16 protein-coding genes and 1 pseudogene are annotated in these 19,044 nt (G+C 59.4%); 5 read left to right on the forward strand and 12 right to left on the reverse strand.

The annotated features are described in order from the left end of the window. Position 1: 1 nt before the first annotated feature. Together L8K08_RS24425 and L8K08_RS24430 are read left to right on the forward strand one after the other, a co-directional pair. Positions 2-940: an MlaD family protein gene (locus L8K08_RS24425; RefSeq protein WP_242200469.1), complete on the forward strand. Its 939-nt coding sequence runs from the start codon at positions 2-4 to the stop codon at positions 938-940. Further along, complete coding sequence (locus L8K08_RS24430) at positions 937-1,548, forward strand: ABC-type transport auxiliary lipoprotein family protein (protein ID WP_242200470.1); 612 nt, start codon at positions 937-939, stop codon at positions 1,546-1,548. Before L8K08_RS24425 ends, L8K08_RS24430 begins: the two co-directional genes overlap by 4 nt. A 94-nt stretch (positions 1,549-1,642) precedes the next feature. On the opposite strand, the gene L8K08_RS24435 is transcribed toward L8K08_RS24430, so the two are convergent. From L8K08_RS24435 to L8K08_RS24455, 5 genes are all read right to left on the reverse strand, one after another. After that, on the reverse strand, positions 1,643-2,872 hold the full coding sequence (locus tag L8K08_RS24435) for a spore maturation protein (RefSeq protein WP_145158541.1): 1,230 nt from the start codon (positions 2,870-2,872) through the stop codon (positions 1,643-1,645). A gap of 97 nt (positions 2,873-2,969) precedes the next feature. Next, positions 2,970-4,301, reverse strand: a complete 1,332-nt coding sequence (gene gltP, locus L8K08_RS24440; RefSeq protein ID WP_145158539.1) for a glutamate/aspartate:proton symporter GltP — start codon at positions 4,299-4,301, stop codon at positions 2,970-2,972. A gap of 727 nt (positions 4,302-5,028) precedes the next feature. Then, positions 5,029-5,496, reverse strand: coding sequence for an inhibitor of vertebrate lysozyme family protein (locus tag L8K08_RS24445; protein ID WP_242200473.1), 468 nt, complete (start codon positions 5,494-5,496; stop codon positions 5,029-5,031). A 2-nt stretch (positions 5,497-5,498) separates the two neighbouring features. After that, positions 5,499-5,663 carry a DUF1328 domain-containing protein gene (locus L8K08_RS24450; RefSeq protein ID WP_003170804.1) on the reverse strand — a complete coding sequence of 55 codons (165 nt, stop codon included), beginning with the start codon at positions 5,661-5,663 and terminating at the stop codon, positions 5,499-5,501. Positions 5,664-5,741: 78 nt separating this feature from the next. After that, a complete protein-coding gene (locus tag L8K08_RS24455) occupies positions 5,742-6,026 on the reverse strand; it encodes a hypothetical protein (protein ID WP_106576045.1) in 285 nt (94 codons plus the stop codon). Positions 6,027-6,418: 392 nt separating this feature from the next. Here L8K08_RS24455 and algB point away from each other — a divergent pair, with 392 nt between their 5' ends. Further along, the gene (gene algB / locus L8K08_RS24460) at positions 6,419-7,765 is read left to right on the forward strand and encodes a sigma-54-dependent response regulator transcription factor AlgB (RefSeq protein WP_145158535.1); all 1,347 of its coding nucleotides are present in this window, start codon (positions 6,419-6,421) and stop codon (positions 7,763-7,765) included. Between the two features lie 10 nt (positions 7,766-7,775). After that, positions 7,776-9,563, forward strand: coding sequence for a KinB sensor domain-containing domain (locus L8K08_RS24465; protein WP_242200474.1), 1,788 nt, complete (start codon positions 7,776-7,778; stop codon positions 9,561-9,563). 3 nt (positions 9,564-9,566) lie between these two features. Here the strand turns inward: L8K08_RS24465 and L8K08_RS24470 are convergent, their stop codons facing one another. The 6 genes and pseudogenes from L8K08_RS24470 to L8K08_RS24495 form a co-directional block, all read right to left on the reverse strand. Beyond that, positions 9,567-10,343, reverse strand: coding sequence for an N-acetylmuramoyl-L-alanine amidase (locus L8K08_RS24470; RefSeq protein ID WP_242200476.1), 777 nt, complete (start codon positions 10,341-10,343; stop codon positions 9,567-9,569). Positions 10,344-10,431: 88 nt separating this feature from the next. After that, positions 10,432-12,489: a GGDEF domain-containing protein gene (locus L8K08_RS24475; protein ID WP_242200478.1), complete on the reverse strand. Its 2,058-nt coding sequence runs from the start codon at positions 12,487-12,489 to the stop codon at positions 10,432-10,434. Continuing rightward, on the reverse strand, positions 12,486-13,364 hold the full coding sequence (locus L8K08_RS24480; protein ID WP_119741332.1) for an endonuclease/exonuclease/phosphatase family protein: 879 nt from the start codon (positions 13,362-13,364) through the stop codon (positions 12,486-12,488). Before L8K08_RS24480 ends, L8K08_RS24475 begins: the two co-directional genes overlap by 4 nt. 10 nt (positions 13,365-13,374) lie before the next feature. Next, on the reverse strand, positions 13,375-14,013 hold the full coding sequence (locus tag L8K08_RS24485; protein ID WP_119741330.1) for a thiol:disulfide interchange protein DsbA/DsbL: 639 nt from the start codon (positions 14,011-14,013) through the stop codon (positions 13,375-13,377). 169 nt (positions 14,014-14,182) lie between these two features. Then, positions 14,183-14,809, reverse strand: coding sequence for a cytochrome c4 (locus L8K08_RS24490; RefSeq protein WP_106576039.1), 627 nt, complete (start codon positions 14,807-14,809; stop codon positions 14,183-14,185). Positions 14,810-14,842: 33 nt separating this feature from the next. Beyond that, a pseudogene (locus tag L8K08_RS24495) lies at positions 14,843-15,144 on the reverse strand (c-type cytochrome). Positions 15,145-15,336: 192 nt separating this feature from the next. Here L8K08_RS24495 and yihA point away from each other — a divergent pair. Beyond that, complete coding sequence (yihA, locus tag L8K08_RS24500; RefSeq protein ID WP_242200480.1) at positions 15,337-15,978, forward strand: ribosome biogenesis GTP-binding protein YihA/YsxC; 642 nt, start codon at positions 15,337-15,339, stop codon at positions 15,976-15,978. A gap of 269 nt (positions 15,979-16,247) precedes the next feature. On the opposite strand, the gene polA is transcribed toward yihA, so the two are convergent. Continuing rightward, entirely contained in the window at positions 16,248-19,043 is a 2,796-nt protein-coding gene (gene polA / locus L8K08_RS24505; RefSeq protein WP_242200483.1) for a DNA polymerase I, read from the reverse strand. Position 19,044 lies beyond the last annotated feature (1 nt).

Here is a 19,044-nt window from a genome sequence, read left to right on the forward strand (position 1 = left end):
CATGGAAACCCGAGCCCATCATGTGATGATCGGTCTGTTCAGCGTAATCGTGGTGGTCGGCGCGATGCTGTTTGGCCTGTGGCTGGCCAAGTCCAGCGTCGACAGTGCCTTCCAGGATTATGAAGTGGTGTTCAACGAGGCGGTCAGCGGCCTGTCGCAAGGCAGCTCGGTGCAGTACAGCGGGATCAAGGTGGGTGACGTCACCAGCCTGCGCCTGGACCCCAACGACCCGCGCCGCGTACTGGCACGTATCCGCCTGGCCGGGCAGACGCCGATCAAGGAAGACACGCAGGCCAAGCTGGCTCTGACCGGCATCACCGGCACCTCGATCATCCAGCTCAGCGGCGGCACCCCGCAAAGCCCGGAACTCAAGGGCAAGGACGGCAACCTGCCGGAAATCATCGCCTCGCCATCGCCGATCGCGCGCCTGCTCAATAACAGCAACGACCTGATGACCAGCATCAACCTGCTGCTGCACAACGCCAACCACATGTTCTCCCGGGAGAACGTCGAGCGCCTGAGCAACACCCTGGACAACCTGCAACAAACCACTGGCGCCATCGCCGAGCAACGCGGTGACATCAAGCTGGTGATGCAGCAACTGATGCAGGTGAGCAAAAAGGCGACGGCCGCCCTGGAGCAAACCACCGTGCTGATGCGCAACGCCAACGGCCTGCTCAACGATCAAGGCAAGCAAGCCTTCGGCAGCGCCGAGCAGGCAATGAGGTCGCTCGAACAAAGCACCGCAACCATCAACACCTTGCTCACCAATAACAAGGACTCGGTGAACAGCGGCATGCAGGGCCTCAATGAACTGGCGCCGGCCGTGCGCGAACTGCGCGAAACCCTGGGTTCGCTGCGCGCAATCTCCCGCCGCCTGGAAGCCAACCCCAGCGGCTACCTGCTGGGCAGCGACAAGAATAAGGAGTTCACGCCATGAAGCGCGCTTATCACATGATCGCCCCTGTGGCCCTGGTGCTGGTCAGCGCCTGCTCGATCCTGCCCAAGCCCGACCCTTCGGACGTGTACCGCCTGGCTTCGGCCCAGACGACCACCCAAGGCGCGCCGGTGAGCTGGTCGCTGCGCGTGAGCAAGCCGCAGAGCAGCGAGTTTCTCGACAGCCCGCGCATTGCTGTGGTGCCCAACGGTGACCTGATCAGCAGCTATGCGAACTCACGCTGGAGCGACCCGACGCCCGTGTTGCTGCGCAACCGGTTCATGGACGGTTTCCAGCGCGATGGGCGGGTGACGCTGTTGAGTACCGACGAGACCAACTTACAGGCCGATTACGAGCTGGGCGGGCAATTGCAGGCGTTTCAGAGCGAGTACCACGGCAGTGCTGTAGAGGTAGTCGTCCGACTGGACGCAAGGCTGGTGCGTGGCAGTGATCAGCGCATTATTGCCAGCCGGCGGTTTGAGGTGAAGCAGCCGGTGGGTGCCACCCAGGTGCCGGCGGTGGTGGCCGCGTTTGGGCGGGCGGGGGATCAGTTGAATAAGCAGGTGGTGGATTGGGTAGTGGCGCAGGGCAATGCGACACCGAAAGGCTAAGGGCCTCATCGCAGGCAAGCCAGCTCCCACATTTTTGAATGTATTTACACATCAACATGTGGGAGCTGGCTTGCCTGCGATAGCCATTTAAGCCTTAACCGAAGAACCAGTAGCACACCGAAATCGCCGCCACGACACCGGCAAACTCTGCCAGCAACGCACATCCCACCGCATGCCGCGCCCGCTGGATCCCCACCGAGCCGAAGTACACCGCCAACACGTAGAAGGTGGTTTCCGTACTGCCCTGAATCGTCGCCGCCACCAACGCCGGGAAACTGTCCACGCCTTTGGTTTGCATGGTCTCGATCAGCAGCGCCCGCGCGGCACTGCCGGAGAAGGGCTTGACCATGGCGGTCGGCAACGCGTCGACAAAACGCGTGTCCAAACCCGTCCAGGCCACCAGGTGGCGAATGCCTTCAAGGCCAAAGTCCAAGGCTCCCGAGGCGCGTAACACGCCCACCGCGCACAGCATCGCCACCAGATACGGCAGCAGGTTCTTGGCAACGTCGAAACCCTCTTTGGCGCCTTCGACGAACGCCTCGTACACCTTGACCTTGCGCAGCGCACCGATCAGCAAAAACAGCATGATCAACCCGAACAGCGTCAGGTTGCCAAGGATCGATGACAAACCGGCCAGCGCCGTGGCGGACAAGGTCGCCAGCAACGCCATAAAGCCACCGAGGATCAATGCGCCGGGAATCAGGTAGGCCAGCACCACCGGATCCCACAGCCGCAGGCGCTGCATCACCGCCACCGACAACAAGCCGACCAGGGTCGAGGCGCTGGTTGCCAGCAGGATCGGCAGAAACACCAGCGTCGGGTCCGCTGCGCCTTGCTGGGCGCGGTACATGAAGATGGTCACCGGCAACAGCGTCAGCGACGACGCGTTAAGCACCAGGAACAGAATCTGCGCGTTACTGGCGGTGTTGGGGATCGGGTTGAGTTCCTGCAGCGCCTTCATGGCTTTCAGGCCAATCGGGGTGGCGGCGTTGTCCAGCCCAAGGCCATTGGCGGCGAAGTTGAGGGTAATCAAGCCGATAGCGGGGTGGCCGGCCGGCACTTCCGGCATCAGGCGGCGAAACAGCGGGCCAAGGGCCTTGGCCAACCAGTCGACGATCCCGGCTTTTTCGGCGATGCGCAAAAAGCCCAGCCATAAGGTCAGGGTGCCGAACAGCAGCACCATGACTTCCACCGACAATTTGGCCATGGCGAAAATACTTTCCACCATCGCCGCAAAAATCCCGGCATTACCGCCAATCAGCCATTGCGCCAGTGCTGACACCATTGCCACGACAAAGAAGCCAAGCCACAGGCCATTGAGCATCTGTTGAATCCCCCGAAAGATGGGGCGAATGATAGCGGGGCTGGCAGAAACGACAAACCCCGGAATTTTCCGGGGTTTGTGTTCACGCCGCGGGCTATCAGCCGCGAGTGGCTTGGGCGGTTGGCGAGGCCTGTTTGCTGCGCCAGTGCGGCAGGGAGTTCCAGTAGCGCTCGCCTTTGGCGTCGTCGTACATGCCTTCCCAACGGGAGATGACCAATACGGCCAAGGCGTTGCCGATCACGTTGAGTGCGGTACGCGCCATGTCCATCACACGGTCGACACCGGCGATGAACGCCAGGCCTTCCAGCGGAATGCCCACGCTGCCCAGGGTAGCCAGCAATACGACGAAGGACACACCCGGTACGCCGGCGATGCCTTTGGAGGTTACCATCAGGGTCAGCACCAGCATCAGCTGCTGGCCGATCGACAGGTCAATGCCGTACAGCTGGGCGATGAAGATCGCCGCGATGCTCTGATACAGAGTCGAACCGTCGAGGTTGAACGAGTAGCCGGTCGGTACCACGAAGCTGCAGATGGCCTTCGGCGCGCCGTAGGCTTCCATCTTCTCGATGACGCGCGGCAGCACGGTTTCGGAACTGGCGGTGGAGTAGGCCAGCACCAGCTCATCCTTGAAGATGCGCATCAGCTTGATCACCGAGAAGCCGAACAGGCGAGCGATCAGGCCCAGCACCACGAAGGCGAAGAACAGGATGGCGACGTAAACCAGAATCACCAGCTTGGCCAGCGGCAGCAGCGAGGCGAAGCCGAAGTTGGCGACGGTCACCGCGATCAACGCGAATACGCCGATCGGGGCGTACTTCATGATCATGTGGGTGACTTTGAACATGCTCTCGGAAACGCCCTGGAACATAGTGACCAGAGGCTCACGCAGTTCCGGCTTGAGGCTCGACAGGCCGAGGCCGAACAGCACCGAGAAGAAGATTATCGGCAGCATGTCGCCACGGGCGACGGCGGCGAAGATGTTCGAGGGAATCAGGTTGAGGATGGTCTCGATGAACGCATGCTCATGCTGCACTTCGGCAGCGGTGGCGGTGTACTTGGAGATATCGACGGTACCCAGGGTACTCATGTCGATGCCAGCGCCTGGGTGGAACAGGTTGGCCAGCAACAGACCGACCACAATGGCGATGGTGGTGACCACTTCGAAGTAAAGGATGGTTTTGACGCCGATGCGACCGAGCTTCTTCGCGTCACCCACGCCGGCGATGCCAACGATCAGCGAGGAAATCACAATCGGGATCACGATCATCTTGATCAGGCGGATAAAGATATCGCCCGCCGGCTGCAACACATTGCTGATCCACCAGGCTTTTTCAGCACTGAAATGGTTGAGCACTGCACCGATTGCGATCCCCAGCACCAAACCGATGAGGATCTGCCAGGCGAGGCTTAGCTTTGCCTTCTTCATGTCATTACCCTTACTTCAAGTGGACTTAAGGCACATGCGCCATCTGGAACGCTCGGAAGCGAAAAAGTGTGTGCATCTGCCTCCGTAGAAGGTCACCGCAGCGTGGCCGAAATGGCTTACTGGCAGGCGAAAAAAGGCGCAACTATTCCCATGCAAGGGGGCGACGTCTAATGCCGTAAACGCCTACCCTATGCCGAATCGGCATGGCTTTTTTTGAAAATAGTTGTCTGAACGGTCAGTTCGATTCCGCCATTCCGTCCGGTGAATATGCCGTGAACCGGCCACGAGCGGCTCGCTCAGAGAGGTTGGACGTCTGTGAGTCACCGGCAAAAATGCCTGGAATTAGATGGGGTTGGCGTCCGAAGAGTCCTATAGCGCGAGCATAATTTTCTAGATAGAAGGTCGCACCGACACACCAGGTAACGGTTGGGAGGAAGCGAGATAGAAAATAGCGACTATGGGCGACATACAAGAGGATTAATGCGCGATAAGCCCGCCGCAAGTTCAGCAAGCTTGAGGACTTGTGAACTTGCGTCGCAGCTTTTCGCCTGACCCGGCCCTTGCGCAGGCACTCCCTGTACCCGTAGGTCACGCCGATCCGACTCGATCAGAGCAACCCGGCCCCCTGGTCATGCACCACCCTTGGCGAGTGGTGCAGACAGAAAGAAGCAAAGGGCTTCTTTCTATGGACGCCGGCTCCGTTGACGACAGATGCGTCAGACGGAACCTAGTACCAATTCGGATCTTTCTTAAGCTGTTCCATCAGCAGTTGTTTCATGCCTTCGCTCGGCTTACCGATAAAACGGTAATCGGCGTGCCGCGTCGGGGATTTGTCTGCCGGCAAACCGGCCGGGACTTCCACCAACATGGCGTAGGCGTCTTCCTTGTCGTAGCTGAAGGCCACGATCAGGCGCTTGTTCAGGCAGGTGTCTGCAGTCTCGCAGAGTGGCCCGACCAGGTACTTATCGCCATCTTCTTCCACGGCATTCATTTGTTCGGCCGTACCGGACAGGTTCATCACCCATTCCGGCAGGCGTTGTTCTTTCTTCACCACGCTTTGCCAGGTTTCGCGGTACTGCTTGTCCGCACTGAGCAATTCGTTAGCCCGGGATTGACCGTCATTGGCGGCCATCGCCAAGCCGCTACCGCCCAGAATCAGGGCGGCAGCACAGGCTTTGATAAACAAAGTGGTCATATTCAGCCTCGGCCGCGACGACCAAAGAAGAACGAAGCGATGAACATCACCAGAAAGACCACAAACAGAATTTTTGCGATACCCGTGGCGGTGCCCGCGATACCACCGAAGCCCAGGACTGCAGCCACAATGGCGATGATCAGAAATGTGATTGCCCAACTCAACATGGTGATTCTCCTTACGCTTTTATAGGGGTAACAGCGGTAGTGCCGTGCAGCCGCTCAACACAAGCGGCTTTTTGTTGCCTAGAACACCCAACGTTCTTGAGCAGGCAACTCGCCAAGAGTCGAATCCTGGTCTGCCACTCTCAATTGCGGGGCGGTAACGTCGGCAGCCACGCTGCTGACGGAACTGAAATGGTGCTGGGTCATCACCGGACGTTCAAATTGCAGGGTTTGCTGCTGACTCTGCTGCCAATGCTGGAATTGCTGGCCCGCAATCAACGTGACCATCAAGGCCAAGCTGGCAAACAGACCTTGCTGCAAGCGCAGTGGCGATACACGCAATTGGCTGAGGCTTTGGCGAGTCATGCTGCATTTCTCCCGCATTCTGATTATTCGGTCATGACACTGTTGAGAGGGATATTGCAGGGCGCGTGCCAGTTTTTTTACAAAATAAAACTCAACAAAATCAATTAGTTAACAATACATCTCGAATCTATAGCCCAGCATCCTGCACGATGCCCCTATCCAGGCCGTGCGAAATGCACGATGGTCAGTGGTCGGGTCAGGGGATCGAAAAGAGAAATAGCATTGCCGAAGTGGCTACGAGGCATGAAAAGGCCAGCAAATCGCGCGTTTGTAGGAGGTTGTGCAGATACCTGCGCGAAGACGGCTTTTATCGATCAGAATAAACCATGCAACTTGCCCGATTATTCCGGGACTAAACACCATCATTCATAGTTAAGGGGAGCGCGGGACAGATGGAATCAGCCAAGGAACTTCAAGGCCGCATTCTTTTAGTGGATGACGAATCCGCGATCCTTCGCACCTTCCGTTACTGCCTGGAAGATGAAGGCTACACCGTAGCCACCGCCAACAGCGCCGCGCAGGCGGATGCGCTGATGCAGCGCCAGGTGTTTGACCTGTGCTTCCTGGACCTGCGCCTGGGCGAGGACAATGGCCTGGACGTGTTGGCGCAGATGCGCATCCAGGCGCCGTGGATGCGCGTGGTGATTGTGACCGCACACTCCGCCGTGGATACCGCAGTCGACGCGATCCAGGCTGGCGCCGCCGACTACCTGGTGAAGCCATGCAGCCCAGACCAACTGCGCCTCGCTACCGCCAAGCAATTGGAAGTGCGCCAACTCTCCGCTCGCCTCGAAGCCCTGGAAGGCGAAGTTCGTCAGCCCAAGGACGGCCTCGACTCCCACAGCCCGGCCATGATGGTAGTGCTGGAAACCGCGCGCCAAGTCGCGGGCACCGACGCCAACATCTTGATCCTCGGCGAGTCAGGCACGGGCAAGGGTGAATTGGCGCGCGCCATTCACGGCTGGAGCAAGCGCTCGAAGAAGTCCTGCGTGACCATCAACTGCCCGTCACTGACGGCAGAGCTGATGGAAAGCGAACTGTTCGGTCACAGCCGTGGCGCCTTTACCGGCGCCAGCGAAAGCACCTTGGGCCGAGTCAACCAAGCGGATGGCGGCACGCTGTTTCTCGACGAGATCGGCGATTTTCCACTCACCTTGCAACCAAAATTACTGCGCTTCATTCAGGATAAGGAATATGAACGCGTGGGCGACCCGGTCACCCGACGCGCTGATGTACGCATTCTCGCGGCGACCAACCTGAACCTGGAAGACATGGTGCGCGAAGGCCGCTTCCGTGAAGACTTGCTCTACCGCCTGAATGTCATCACCTTGCACTTGCCACCGTTGCGTGAGCGCAGTGAAGACATTCTGACCTTGGCCGACCGCTTCCTGGCGCGCTTCGTCAAGGAATATGCCCGACCGGCACGCGGCTTCAGCGATGAAGCACGCGAAGCACTGCTCAATTACCGCTGGCCGGGGAATATCCGAGAACTGCGAAACGTTGTGGAGCGAGCCAGCATCATCTGCCCCCAGGAAAAGGTTGAAATCAGCCACCTCGGGATGGCCGAGCAGCCGACCAACAATGCGCCGCGCATCGGTGCGGCGCTGAGCCTGGATGAGCTGGAGAAGGCCCACATCGGCGCGGTACTCGCCACCAGTGACACGCTGGACCAGGCGGCCCGCACTCTCGGTATCGACGCGTCGACCCTGTACCGCAAACGTAAACAGTACAACCTGTGAGCTGTACCCTATGAAGCTAGCGATGAAACTGCGCACTCGTTTGTTCCTGAGTATCTCAGCGCTGATCACCGTCGCCCTGCTGGGACTGGTCCTGGGACTGGTCAGTGTCATGCAAATGGCCAAGAGCCAGGAGTCGCTGATCCGCAGCAACTTCATCACGCTGGACCTTGGCCTCAAGCTGCGTCAGACCTTGGGTGACCAGTTGATCCTGATGCTGCAGGAGCAACCGGACCCCGAGGTACTGAAAACCTCAAAAGAGCAGTATTTCGCCTTGCTGGATGAGGGCATCGCCCATGAACAGCAAGACGGCAAGCTCAGCGGGTTCAGCCAGGCACGCGTTGACTACCTGAACTTCCTCAAGGCATTTGATGAAGCCCAGCAAAGCTCAGTGGCAAATAGCAACAACCCGAAGCTGACCGAAACCTTTAACGCCTTGCGCAATGGCCTGATCGCCGAGCACAAGCACGCGCTGGATAATATCAACGAGAGTGAACACAAATCCCGCGACCGGGCGCTGTTGATTGCCGGTCTTCTGGGCCTGGTCGGGCTGGCAGTGTTGATCATCGGCTTCATTACGGCACACGGTATCGCCCGACGCTTTGGTGGCCCCATCGAAGCCTTGGCCAAGGCCGCCGACAAGATCGGGCAGGGTGATTTCGAAGTGACGCTGCCCATCTCGTCGGCCGCGGAAATGAACCAGCTGACCCGCCGCTTCGGCATCATGGCCGAAGCGTTGCGCCAACATCAGGCAACCAATGTCGACGAACTGCTGGCCGGCCAGCAGCGTCTGCAAGCGGTGCTCGACAGCATCGACGATGGCCTGCTGATGATCGACCGCCAAGGTCGCCTCGAACACCTCAACCCTGTGGCACAGCGCCAGCTGGGCTGGGACGAGGCACGCTTGGGGCAGGGCTTGGGCGAAGCATTGGGTCGCCCGGAAATGGATGAGCAACTGCAACTGGTGCTGCGCGGCGGCAACCTGGAGCGGGCACCTGAGGACTTGGAAGTGGAGGTCGAGGGCGAACTGCGCCTGCTGACCTACAGCCTGACGCCAGTCAGTCATACCCAAGGGCATATTCTTGGGGCGGTGATGGTGCTGCACGACGTGACCGAGCAGCGCGCTTTCGAGCGCGTGCGTAGCGAATTCGTCTTGCGGGCCTCCCACGAACTGCGCACGCCCGTCACCGGCATGCACATGGCCTTCGGGCTGTTTCGCGAGCGTGCGAAGTTTCCCGCAGAATCCCGTGAAGCGGACCTGCTGGATACGGTTAATGAAGAAATGCAGCGCTTGATGCAGTTGATCAACGACTTGCTCAACTTCTCGCGCTACCAGAACGGCCTGCAAAAACTCACGCTAGGGCCGTGCGATGTCACCGACCTGCTGGAACACGCACGGGCACGCTTTACTGAGCTGGCAAATGCTCAGCACGTCGAATTGCTGGTCGAAGCCCAATCCGGGTTGCCCAGGCTGTACGCAGACCAGGCCCAGCTTGAGCGCGTACTCGACAACCTTTTAGGCAACGCATTGCGCCATACCGCCGATGGCGGGCAAATTCGCCTGCAGGCGCGCCGGCATGGCGAGCGGGTGATTATCAGCGTCGAGGATAACGGCGAAGGGATCGCCTATGGCCAGCAGGGACGCATCTTCGAACCTTTCGTGCAGGTTGGACGCAAGAAAGGCGGCGCCGGCCTGGGGCTGGCGCTGTGCAAGGAAATCGTGCAACTGCACGGCGGGCGCATGGGCGTCTACTCGAGGCCGGGGCAGGGCACGCAGTTCTACATGGCGCTGCCGCTTTAGCGCCTAACTCCGGTTCAATGCGCGCAGGATCGCGGCGCTTTCGGCATCCGGCGTGCCATCAAACAGCGACGGCCGGAAATGCATCTGGAACGCCGCGATCACATGCCGCGTGGCAACATCCAGCTCGCCGGTCTGTGGTGTCTGATAGCCCAACCGTGCCAATTCTTCCTGGAACCAGGTGATGCTCGGCAGGTTAGCGGCGTACTGCATCTGGAATCGAGCGACGGCCTGCGCATTCGGCCAGGCTCCCAGCCCTTCAGCCGCCAAGCGCTTCCACGGGAACAACGGGCCCGGATCGAGCTTGCGCAACGGCGCGATATCGCTATGGCCAATGATGTTCTTGGGATCGATGCCATTGCGCTTGCCGATGTCCTTGAGCAACACCACCAACGACTGCACCTGCGCCTCGGAATACGGGTACCAGACGCGGCCAGTCGGCGTGTCGCGATAACCCGGGTTGACGATCTCGATACCAATCGAGCTGGAGTTGAGCCAGGTGCGGCCCATCCACTCGCTTTCCCCGGCGTGCCAGGCACGCTGGCTCTCATCCACCAGCTTATAGATGGTGCCTGAAGCATCATCGCCGATCAGGTAATGACTGCTGACCTGGCCATGCGTCAATAGCGCCAGGGAGCGTTCAAGGTTGGTGGAGGTGTAATGGACGACAACGAATTGCACACGATTGTCGTGATTGAGCGAAGGATGGTTGGTGTTCAGGCGAGGGCCGCTCGCGCAGCCGGCGAGCAGGAGCAGTACGAAGGCGAAGTAAAAGGATTTCATGGCAGAAGACATTACGCTGAAGACGATAATGCAACAGTGTAACGTACGGATTGTGCTTGAGCGGTCAAATTACAAAATGGAACATCTTTTACGCCGCCTGCACCTGATTACGTCCCGCGGCCTTCGCTCGATAAAGTGCTTCGTCGGCACGCTTTAGCGCCAAGTCACTGCGCTCACCCGGCTGGAACTGCGCCACGCCCATGGACACCGTAATCGTCACCGGCTCGCCCTTGAAATGGAAAGGGCACGCTTCGATGGCCGCGCGCAGCACCTCGCCCACGCCCAACGCATCCGCCAAGGCGGAGTCAGGCATCAGCAACACAAACTCTTCACCGCCAAACCGCGCAATAAAGTCAGTCGGGCGCAGGTACTTGCGCAGCACATTGGCGATGATCTTCAACACTTTGTCGCCCGCCAAGTGCCCATAGCCGTCGTTGACGCGCTTGAAGTGATCAAGGTCCAGCATGGCCAGCGACAGGCTGTTGCCGCGCTGGTGCCAGGCGTTGACTTCGTGGTCCAGACGCTCGCTCCAGGCCGCCCGGTTGGGCAGGCCGGTGAGCGGATCGATCAACGCCTTCTGGCGCTGGACTTCCAGATGCTCGCGATACCCCTGCGCTTCCTGTTCCATATTCGCCACCCGCTCAGCCAGCCCCTTGAGGCGCGCCGCCACTTCCTGCTCTCGCTGATCACGCTGCTGCTGATGTTGATCCATGGTGCCGAGCAGGCCTTCAAGGTGGCTCTCCAGCACGTGCTTGAGGCTGTCCAGGTCGGCCGCCTCCTGCACGCTGCTTTGCAGGCCGTCGACCTGCTCGCGAATCTGCGTGTCCAGCTCGCGCGCGGCCGAGCGGCTGTCAGCGTGGCCATCACTGGCCACTTGCAGATGGCCCTGGAACGCTTCGAGGCGCTCATTGAGCTGTTTGAGGTAAGCCTCGAACTCGTGCTGGCCACTGTCGGTGATCGCCAGCATCAACACCGCCAGGTCATCAAGAATCGGCAACAGTTCGTACCAGTTCAAGCCATGAGCCAGGCGCTCGCGCATGGCTTCAGCCTGAGGACGGTGACGCTCGGGCAGTGACAGGTCTTCCAGCAGGCCAAGCAAGGTGTCTTCGATGTGCTTGGCAACCGAGCTGTACGAAGGCTCCGGCGAGTCCGGCAGTGCGTAGACGCCATCCGATTCCAACGCATCCGGGTCAGGCTCGGGACTTTCCAGCACAGGCGGGAGAGACAAGCTGCCAATGGCGGTTTCGTTCGGAGTGTCGACCTCGACCTGCGCTTCTTCGATAAAGGCGGCAAGTGCGCTTTCTGGAGCGGTTTCTTCAACCAGCGCCTCCACTGCTTCAGGTTCAGGTACCTCGGCGGGCAGAACGACAGGCTCCTCTGCAGCCGGCGCCTCGAAGACAAAGGTTTCGCCGGCAACCTCCGCTACTTTGACAGGCACAACGTGTTCGGGTTGTGACGCTGCCGGCGTTTGCGGCAGTGGCGCAAAGGCGCGCAAGGCTTGTGTCAGTTCTTCGGATTGCTCCGGCTCCTGAGGCTCAGGGGTGGGCTTGGGCGCAGCGGATTTTGGCGCAGCCGGCGCGGGTACAGCTTCAGCCACCGGCGCTTCATTCGAACCCTCTTTCGCGCCAAACAGGCGTTGCAGCAAACCCGGCCCAGAGCGCGGGGTTTCGCCATCCGGGTCCAGGTTATTCAGCGCCTGACCTTGCAGGCTGCTCAGCTCGCTGAGCAACAAAGGAATCTCGCGTGCCTGGCCGACTCGACCATCGAGTTGCTTGGCAAAGGTTTTCAGCGGGCGTGCCACTTCACGCGGCAGCGGCAGTTTTTGCAGCTGCGCAACCAGGGCCGTGAGCGCAGTGCTGATCTGGTCAACCCGGGTTTCGCGGCGCTGTTCCGAATCCAGCACGGCCTTTTCAAGGCGCGGCAGCAGGGCTGCGAGGGCGGCGTCCATGTCGTCGGTACGCACGACGTCGCGCATCTCTTTCATGCACTGGTCAACCGCGCGATCGGTGCCCTCAGCCGCCAGCGTGCTGCGCACCAGGCCTCGACGTAACAGGTCGAGACGGGAAGCCCAGCGACGTTCGAGCTTGTCTTGCTGCTCGACGCTTTTCAGGTATTTCTCTTTCCAGCGCTGGGCGTCGTCGCTCATGCAAGGGGTCCGCGAGGGCCTGGGCTCAACGCGGGTAATGCATCAGCCGTAAGCGAACCCGGCAGACGAATCTCTACCGCGACCGGCAGGTGATCGGAGATGGGCTGCGCCAGTACTTGCACACTTTCGAGTGTGAGTGTCGGACTGAGCAGGATATGGTCGAGACAGCGTTGCGGGCGCCAACTGGGGAACGTGGCTTCGACTTGCGGCGCCAGTAACCCGAGGTCCCGCAACGGGGAATTCTGCAGCAGGTCGTTGGCATGGGTGTTCATGTCACCCATCAGTACCTGGTGCTTGTAGTTGCCAATTAATTCACGAATGTAGGCGAGCTGCAGGTTGCGCGTACGCCCCCCGAGCGCCAGGTGCATCATCACCACCACCAAGGCTTCGGGGCCTTCGCCGAAACGCACGAGGATCGCCCCGCGCCCTTTGGGGCCTGGCAAGGGGTGATCTTCGATGGCGGTCGGTTTCAAGCGGCTGAGCACACCATTACTGTGCTGCGCCAGACGCCCGAGGTTGCGGTTGAGTTGCTGATACCAGTACGGGAACGCGCCGAGCTGCGCCAGGTGTTCCACCTGGTTGATGTAACCGGAGCGTATGCTGCCGCCGTCAGCTTCCTGCAGGGCGACCAAATCGAAGTCGTTCAGCAGGTTGCCGATTTTTTGCAAGTTAACGGCACGCCCATTGTGGGGCAGCAAATGCTGCCAGCCACGGGTGAGGTAGTGCCGATACTTTTCGGTGCTGATGCCCACCTGAATATTGAAGCTGAGCAAGCGCAGGCGGCTATCTGCCGGAAGGCCTGTGGATTCCAGGTGATGCTCGTTGACCTTCGCATCATGCAGGCCAACGACACGTTCAGTACCCCAGCGGCGCATGGTAGGCCCCTTACTTGGCTGCGCGCTCTTTGGCGATCAGTTGGTCGGCAACGTTCAGCGCTTGCTCTTCGCCACCAGCACTGCCGATGTCGAAACGGTATTTACCGTTAACGATCAGCGTAGGTACGCCTTGTACGCCGTACTTCTGGGCAAGCTCTTTGTATTGGGCCATCTTGCCCTTCACAGCGAACGAGTTGAACGTTTCAAGGAATTTGGTTTTATCGACGCCCTGAGTGGCGACGAAATCAGCCATGTCTTCAGGTTTGACCAGGCGCTTGCCTTCTTTCTGAATGGCATTGAACACCGCTGCGTGCACTTTGTGCTCTACACCCATGGTGTCCAGCGTGATGAAGAGTTGACCATGAGCATCCCATGGGCCGCCGAACAGCGCTGGGACGCGTTTGAAATTCACATCCTCAGGCAGCTTCTCGACCCATGGATTGATGACCGGCTCAAAAGCATAGCAATGCGGGCAGCCATACCAGAACAGCTCCACGACTTCGATCTTGCCTGGCACCGAAACCGGCACCGGGTTGGCCAATTCAACGTAGGTTTTACCGGCTTCAAGCGGCACATTATCGGCAGCTTGTGCGGTCATGCCGAAGAGGCTGGCAGTGACGAGAGCGGCGCTGAGGATCAGATTACGCATGCTTTACTCCTGGACAAATAAAGTCGCCTCACGCGACCTTTAGGTGTGACAGGTCTACGCGGGCATGAGTTCGTTAGTGTAACGGCACCGGCCACAAAAAAGGGCGGCCTAAGCCACCCTTTTTATGCTTGCATCGATGGATTAATCGAGCGTTAACGTCCTGCCCGGATCAGTGCAGACCCTGGATGTAGCTGGACAGCGCTTCGATGTCTTTATCCGACAGCTTGGCCGCAATATCAGTCATCATTTTGTTACCCGCGTCGCCATCGATATAGCGAACCTTCTCGCGAAAATCCTTCAATTGCTTGGCCGTGTACTGAGCATGTTGACCACTCAGGTGAGGGAAGCCCGCCGCTGCGACACCGCCGCCGTCCGGAATGTGGCAAGCCTTGCACGCCGGCATGCCGCCGATAGGCTGGTCTTCGGCGAGTTTGCCGCCACGGAACAACGCTTGGCCTTTTTCGACCAGTTTCGGGTCGGCAGCTCCCACACTGCCTTTCTGGCTGGCAAAATACGCCGCGATGTCCGCCAGGTCTTGATCGCTGAGGTTGGTCAGCAAGCCGGTCATTTCCAGCACCGTGCGCTTGCCGTCCTTGATGTCGTGCATCTGCTTGGTCAGGTAACGTTCACCCTGGCCGGCGAGTTTGGGGAAGTTCGGCGCCGGGCTATTGCCATCCGGTCCATGGCAAGCACCACACACGGCGGCTTTCGCCTGACCCGCTGTAGCGTCGCCTGCAGCATGGGCAACACCGGTGATGCCCAAGGTCAACAGCAGACTCACGATCAGTTTGTTCATCAGCTAATCCAACTACGGCTAAGGGTTTAAGAGTTATCTACCGGGTTTACTCACCATCAATTCAATGATGGCCTGGTAATCCTCAGTACTGCAGTCCATGCACAAACCACGCGGCGGCATTGCCTTGAAACCCTGGGTCACGTGTTGCACCAACGTGTCCATGCCCTTAGCCCGTCTTGGCTGCCAGGCTGCCTGGTCACCCCGTTTGGGGCGTTAGGCAGCTGGCCGGCATGGCAAGCTACGCAAACTCGGTTGTACACCGCCTCCGGATCCTGTGTAGCCTGAGCGCCGTAAAGCGGCATCAGGACACCAAAAGCGAGCAACCATCGGGTCATACATCGACCTTTTCAGGGTTTGAGAGCGTTTTGCGTTCTAATGCGCAATGAAGGTCTTTCGCTCCCGTGAACCTCATCCTTCGCTGGGACAAAGCACACACAAAATCTGCGGCATTATATACTGGCGCTACTGAAACGGAAACGACACCGCTTGCCGCACCCTTTTTCGGCACCGCCCACATCGGAAATCTCATGCAACTCAAGAATCCCATCCTCGGCCTGTGCCAACAGTCCACGTTTATGCTCAGCGCCGCCAAAGTAGACCAATGCCCCGATGACGAAGGCTTTGAAGTCGCCTTTGCCGGTCGTTCCAACGCCGGCAAGTCCAGCGCGTTGAACACCCTGACCCATGCCAGCCTGGCACGCACCTCGAAAACCCCGGGCCGCACGCAACTTCTCAATTTCTTCAAGCTAGACGATGATCGGCGTCTGGTCGACCTGCCGGGCTACGGTTACGCAAAAGTACCTATCCCGTTGAAGCTGCACTGGCAGCGTCACCTGGAGGCTTACTTGGGTGGCCGGGAGAGTTTGAAGGGTTTGATTTTGATGATGGACATCCGTCATCCAATGACCGACTTCGACCTGCTGATGCTCGATTGGGCCGTCGCCAGCGGCATGCCGATGCATATCCTGCTGACCAAGGCAGACAAACTGACCTACGGCGCAGCCAAGAACACCCTGCTCAAAGTGCAGTCCGAGATCCGTAAGGGTTGGGGTGATGCGATCACCATCCAGCTGTTCTCGGCGCCCAAGCGCATGGGCCTTGAAGACGCCTACACTGTGTTGGCCGGTTGGATGGAATTGGCGGACAAGGGCGCGGAAGTCGCGGAATAACTTTTCTGCAGGCAAAAAAAACCCCGGACTTCGTATGGGGAGGGGAAGTTCGGGGTCCAAGTTCCGGACCGCTAGGGCGGGGTCCAGATATCTGCCAACACTTAACACAACATAGGAGCATTGAAGGGCTTCACCACCCATTCAGTAACTCTGAGTAGCAGTTCACAGGTTAAGTTCCGGCAGGTTAAAAAAACTATTGGAAATAACTGACACCGTTTTCCGATCTAAAGCGCTCTGCCACCACCCCCGGCAGTGGCAGAGCCGCGAAATCAGTGCGCCTCGTCCCAGTTATCGCCCACACCTACGTCCACCACCAACGGTACATCCAGCTTGGCCGCTGCGCTCATGTACTCGCGGACCTTCTCGCTGACGTGCGCAACCAAGTCCTCGCGCACCTCAAGCACCAGTTCATCGTGCACTTGCAGGATGACCTTGGCATCCAGGCCCGACTCCGTCAGCCAGTTATCCACCAACACCATGGCCTTCTTGATGATGTCCGCCGCGGTGCCCTGCATCGGCGCGTTGATCGCCGTGCGCTCTGCAGCTGCTCGCTCCTGAGGCTTGTTGGAATTGATATCCGGCAAGTACAGCCGACGCCCGAAGAAGGTTTCTACATAGCCCTGATCGGCCGCTTGAGCACGCGTGCGCTCCATGTACTCGCGAACGCCAGGGTAGCGCGCGAAATACACGTCGATATACGCCTTGGCGGTCTTGGTATCGACGCCGATATCCTTGCCCAGCTTCTGCGCGCCCATGCCGTAGATCAGGCCAAAGTTGATCGCTTTGGCACTGCGACGCTGGTTGGAACTGACCTCAGCCAACTCAACCTTGAACACCTCGGCCGCTGTAGCGGTGTGCACGTCCAAGTCGTTACGGAACGCGTTCATCAAGCCCTCGTCCTTGGACAAGTGCGCCATGATCCGCAGCTCGATCTGCGAATAGTCCGCCGCCAGCAGCTTGTAGCCCTTGGGCGCGACAAACGCCTGACGAATCCGCCGCCCTTCAGCGGTGCGCACCGGAATGTTCTGCAGGTTCGGATCGCTCGAAGACAATCGCCCGGTCGCCGCCACAGCCTGATGATAAGAGGTGTGAATACGCCCGGTACGCGGGTTGATCTGCTCGGGCAACCGGTCGGTGTAGGTGCTTTTCAGCTTACTCATGCTGCGGTACTGCATCAGCACTTTGGGCAGCAGGAAGTCGTCTTCGGCCAACTTGGCCAGCACTTCCTCGGCCGTGGACGCCTGCCCCTTGCCCGTCTTTTTCAACACCGGCAGCCCAAGCTTCTCGTAGAGAATCGCCCCGAGCTGTTTGGGCGAACCCAGGTTGAATTCTTCACCGGCGATCTCGAACGCCTGGCGCTCCAGCTCAACCATCTTGTTACCCAGCTCGATGCTCTGGATGCCCAGCAGGTCCTTATCCACGAACGCGCCCTGGCGCTCGATACGCGCCAGCACCGGCACCAACGGGATTTCGATATCCGTCAGCACACTGGCCAGGCTCGGTATGGCTGATAGCTGTGCATGCAACGCCTGGTGCAGGCGCAGGGTTATATCCGCATCTTCAGCCGCGTACGGGCCGGCCTGCTCAAGCGCGATCTGGTCGAATGTCAGTTGCTTGACGCCTCTGCCGGCGATGTCCTGGAAGCTGACAGTGTCGTAGTCCAGGTACTTCTTGGCCAAGCTGTCCATGTCGTGCCGGGTCGCGGTGGAATTCAACACGTAGGATTCAAGCATGGTGTCGAAGGCGATGCCGCGCACGGTGATGCCGTGCGCAGGGTCACCACCGATGGCGCAATTGGCCAGGATGTTCATGTCGAACTTGGCGTGCTGGCCGACCTTGAGTTTGGTCGGGTCTTCGAGCAGCGGCTTCAACGCCAACAGAACCGTGTCGCGATCCAACTGCTCGGGCGCACCGACATAGGAATGGGTCAACGGGATGTAGGCGGCTTCATGCGGCTGCACGGCGAAGGAAACCCCAACCAACTGCGCTTTTTGCGCGTCGATCCCGGTGGTTTCGGTATCGAATGCGAACAGCTTGGCGTCGTTGAGCTTCTTCAGCCAGCTATCGAAAGTCGCCTGGTCCAGGATGGTCGTGTAGGACGCCTCCACCGGCGCGGCCGCTACTACCTCAGCCACGGCTTCGGCAGACGGCGCCGCCTCGGTCGAAGCCTTGAGCTCGACACGCTTGGCGTCGCGCTGAATCTCATCAATCCAGCTCTTGAACTCCAGCAGCGTGTACAGCTCCAGCAGCTTTTCACGGTCAGGCTCGATCAGGTGCAGATCTTCCAGGCCTACATCCAGCGGTACGTCGATTTTGATCGTCGCCAGTTGATAGGACAGGAACGCCATCTCCTTGTGCTCTTCCAGCTTGGCCGGCAGGTTCTTGGCCCCGCGTATCGGCAGGGTCGGCACGATATCCAGCTGCTCATAAAGCTCTTTGAGGCCGCCATTCACGCCTACGAGCAAGCCGGACGCAGTCTTCGGGCCAATGCCCGGAACGCCCGGGATGTTGTCGGACGAATCGCCCATCAGCGCCAGGTAATCGATGATCTGCTCGGGAGCGACACCGAATTTCTCCTTCACGCCCTCAATGTCCATCGCGCTACCGGTCATGGTGTTGACCAAGGTAATGTGCCCGTCGACCAACTGCGCCATATCCTTGTCGCCGGTAGAAATCACTACCGGGCGGTCTGCCGCCGCACTGCTGCGGGCCAAAGTGCCGATGACGTCATCGGCCTCGACGCCTTCGACGCACAGCAGCGGGAAGCCCAGCGCGATGACGCTTTGGTGCAGCGGCTCGATTTGCAGGCGCATGTCATCGGGCATGCTCGGGCGGTTGGCCTTGTATTCGGCGAACATTTCATCGCGAAAGGTCCCACCCTTGGCGTCGAAAACAACGGCAAACGGGCTGTCCGGGTACTGCCTGCGCAGGCTTTTGAGCATGTTCAACACGCCCTTGACCGCACCGGTCGGCAGGCCTTTGGAAGTGGTCAGCGGTGGCAGCGCGTGAAAGGCGCGGTACAGATAAGAAGAACCGTCCACCAGGACGAGGGGGGCTTGGCTCATG

Source organism: Pseudomonas sp. TREG-RG-20F-10-E-6-01 (assembly GCF_022662455.1).
Classification (GTDB): domain Bacteria; phylum Pseudomonadota; class Gammaproteobacteria; order Pseudomonadales; family Pseudomonadaceae; genus Aquipseudomonas.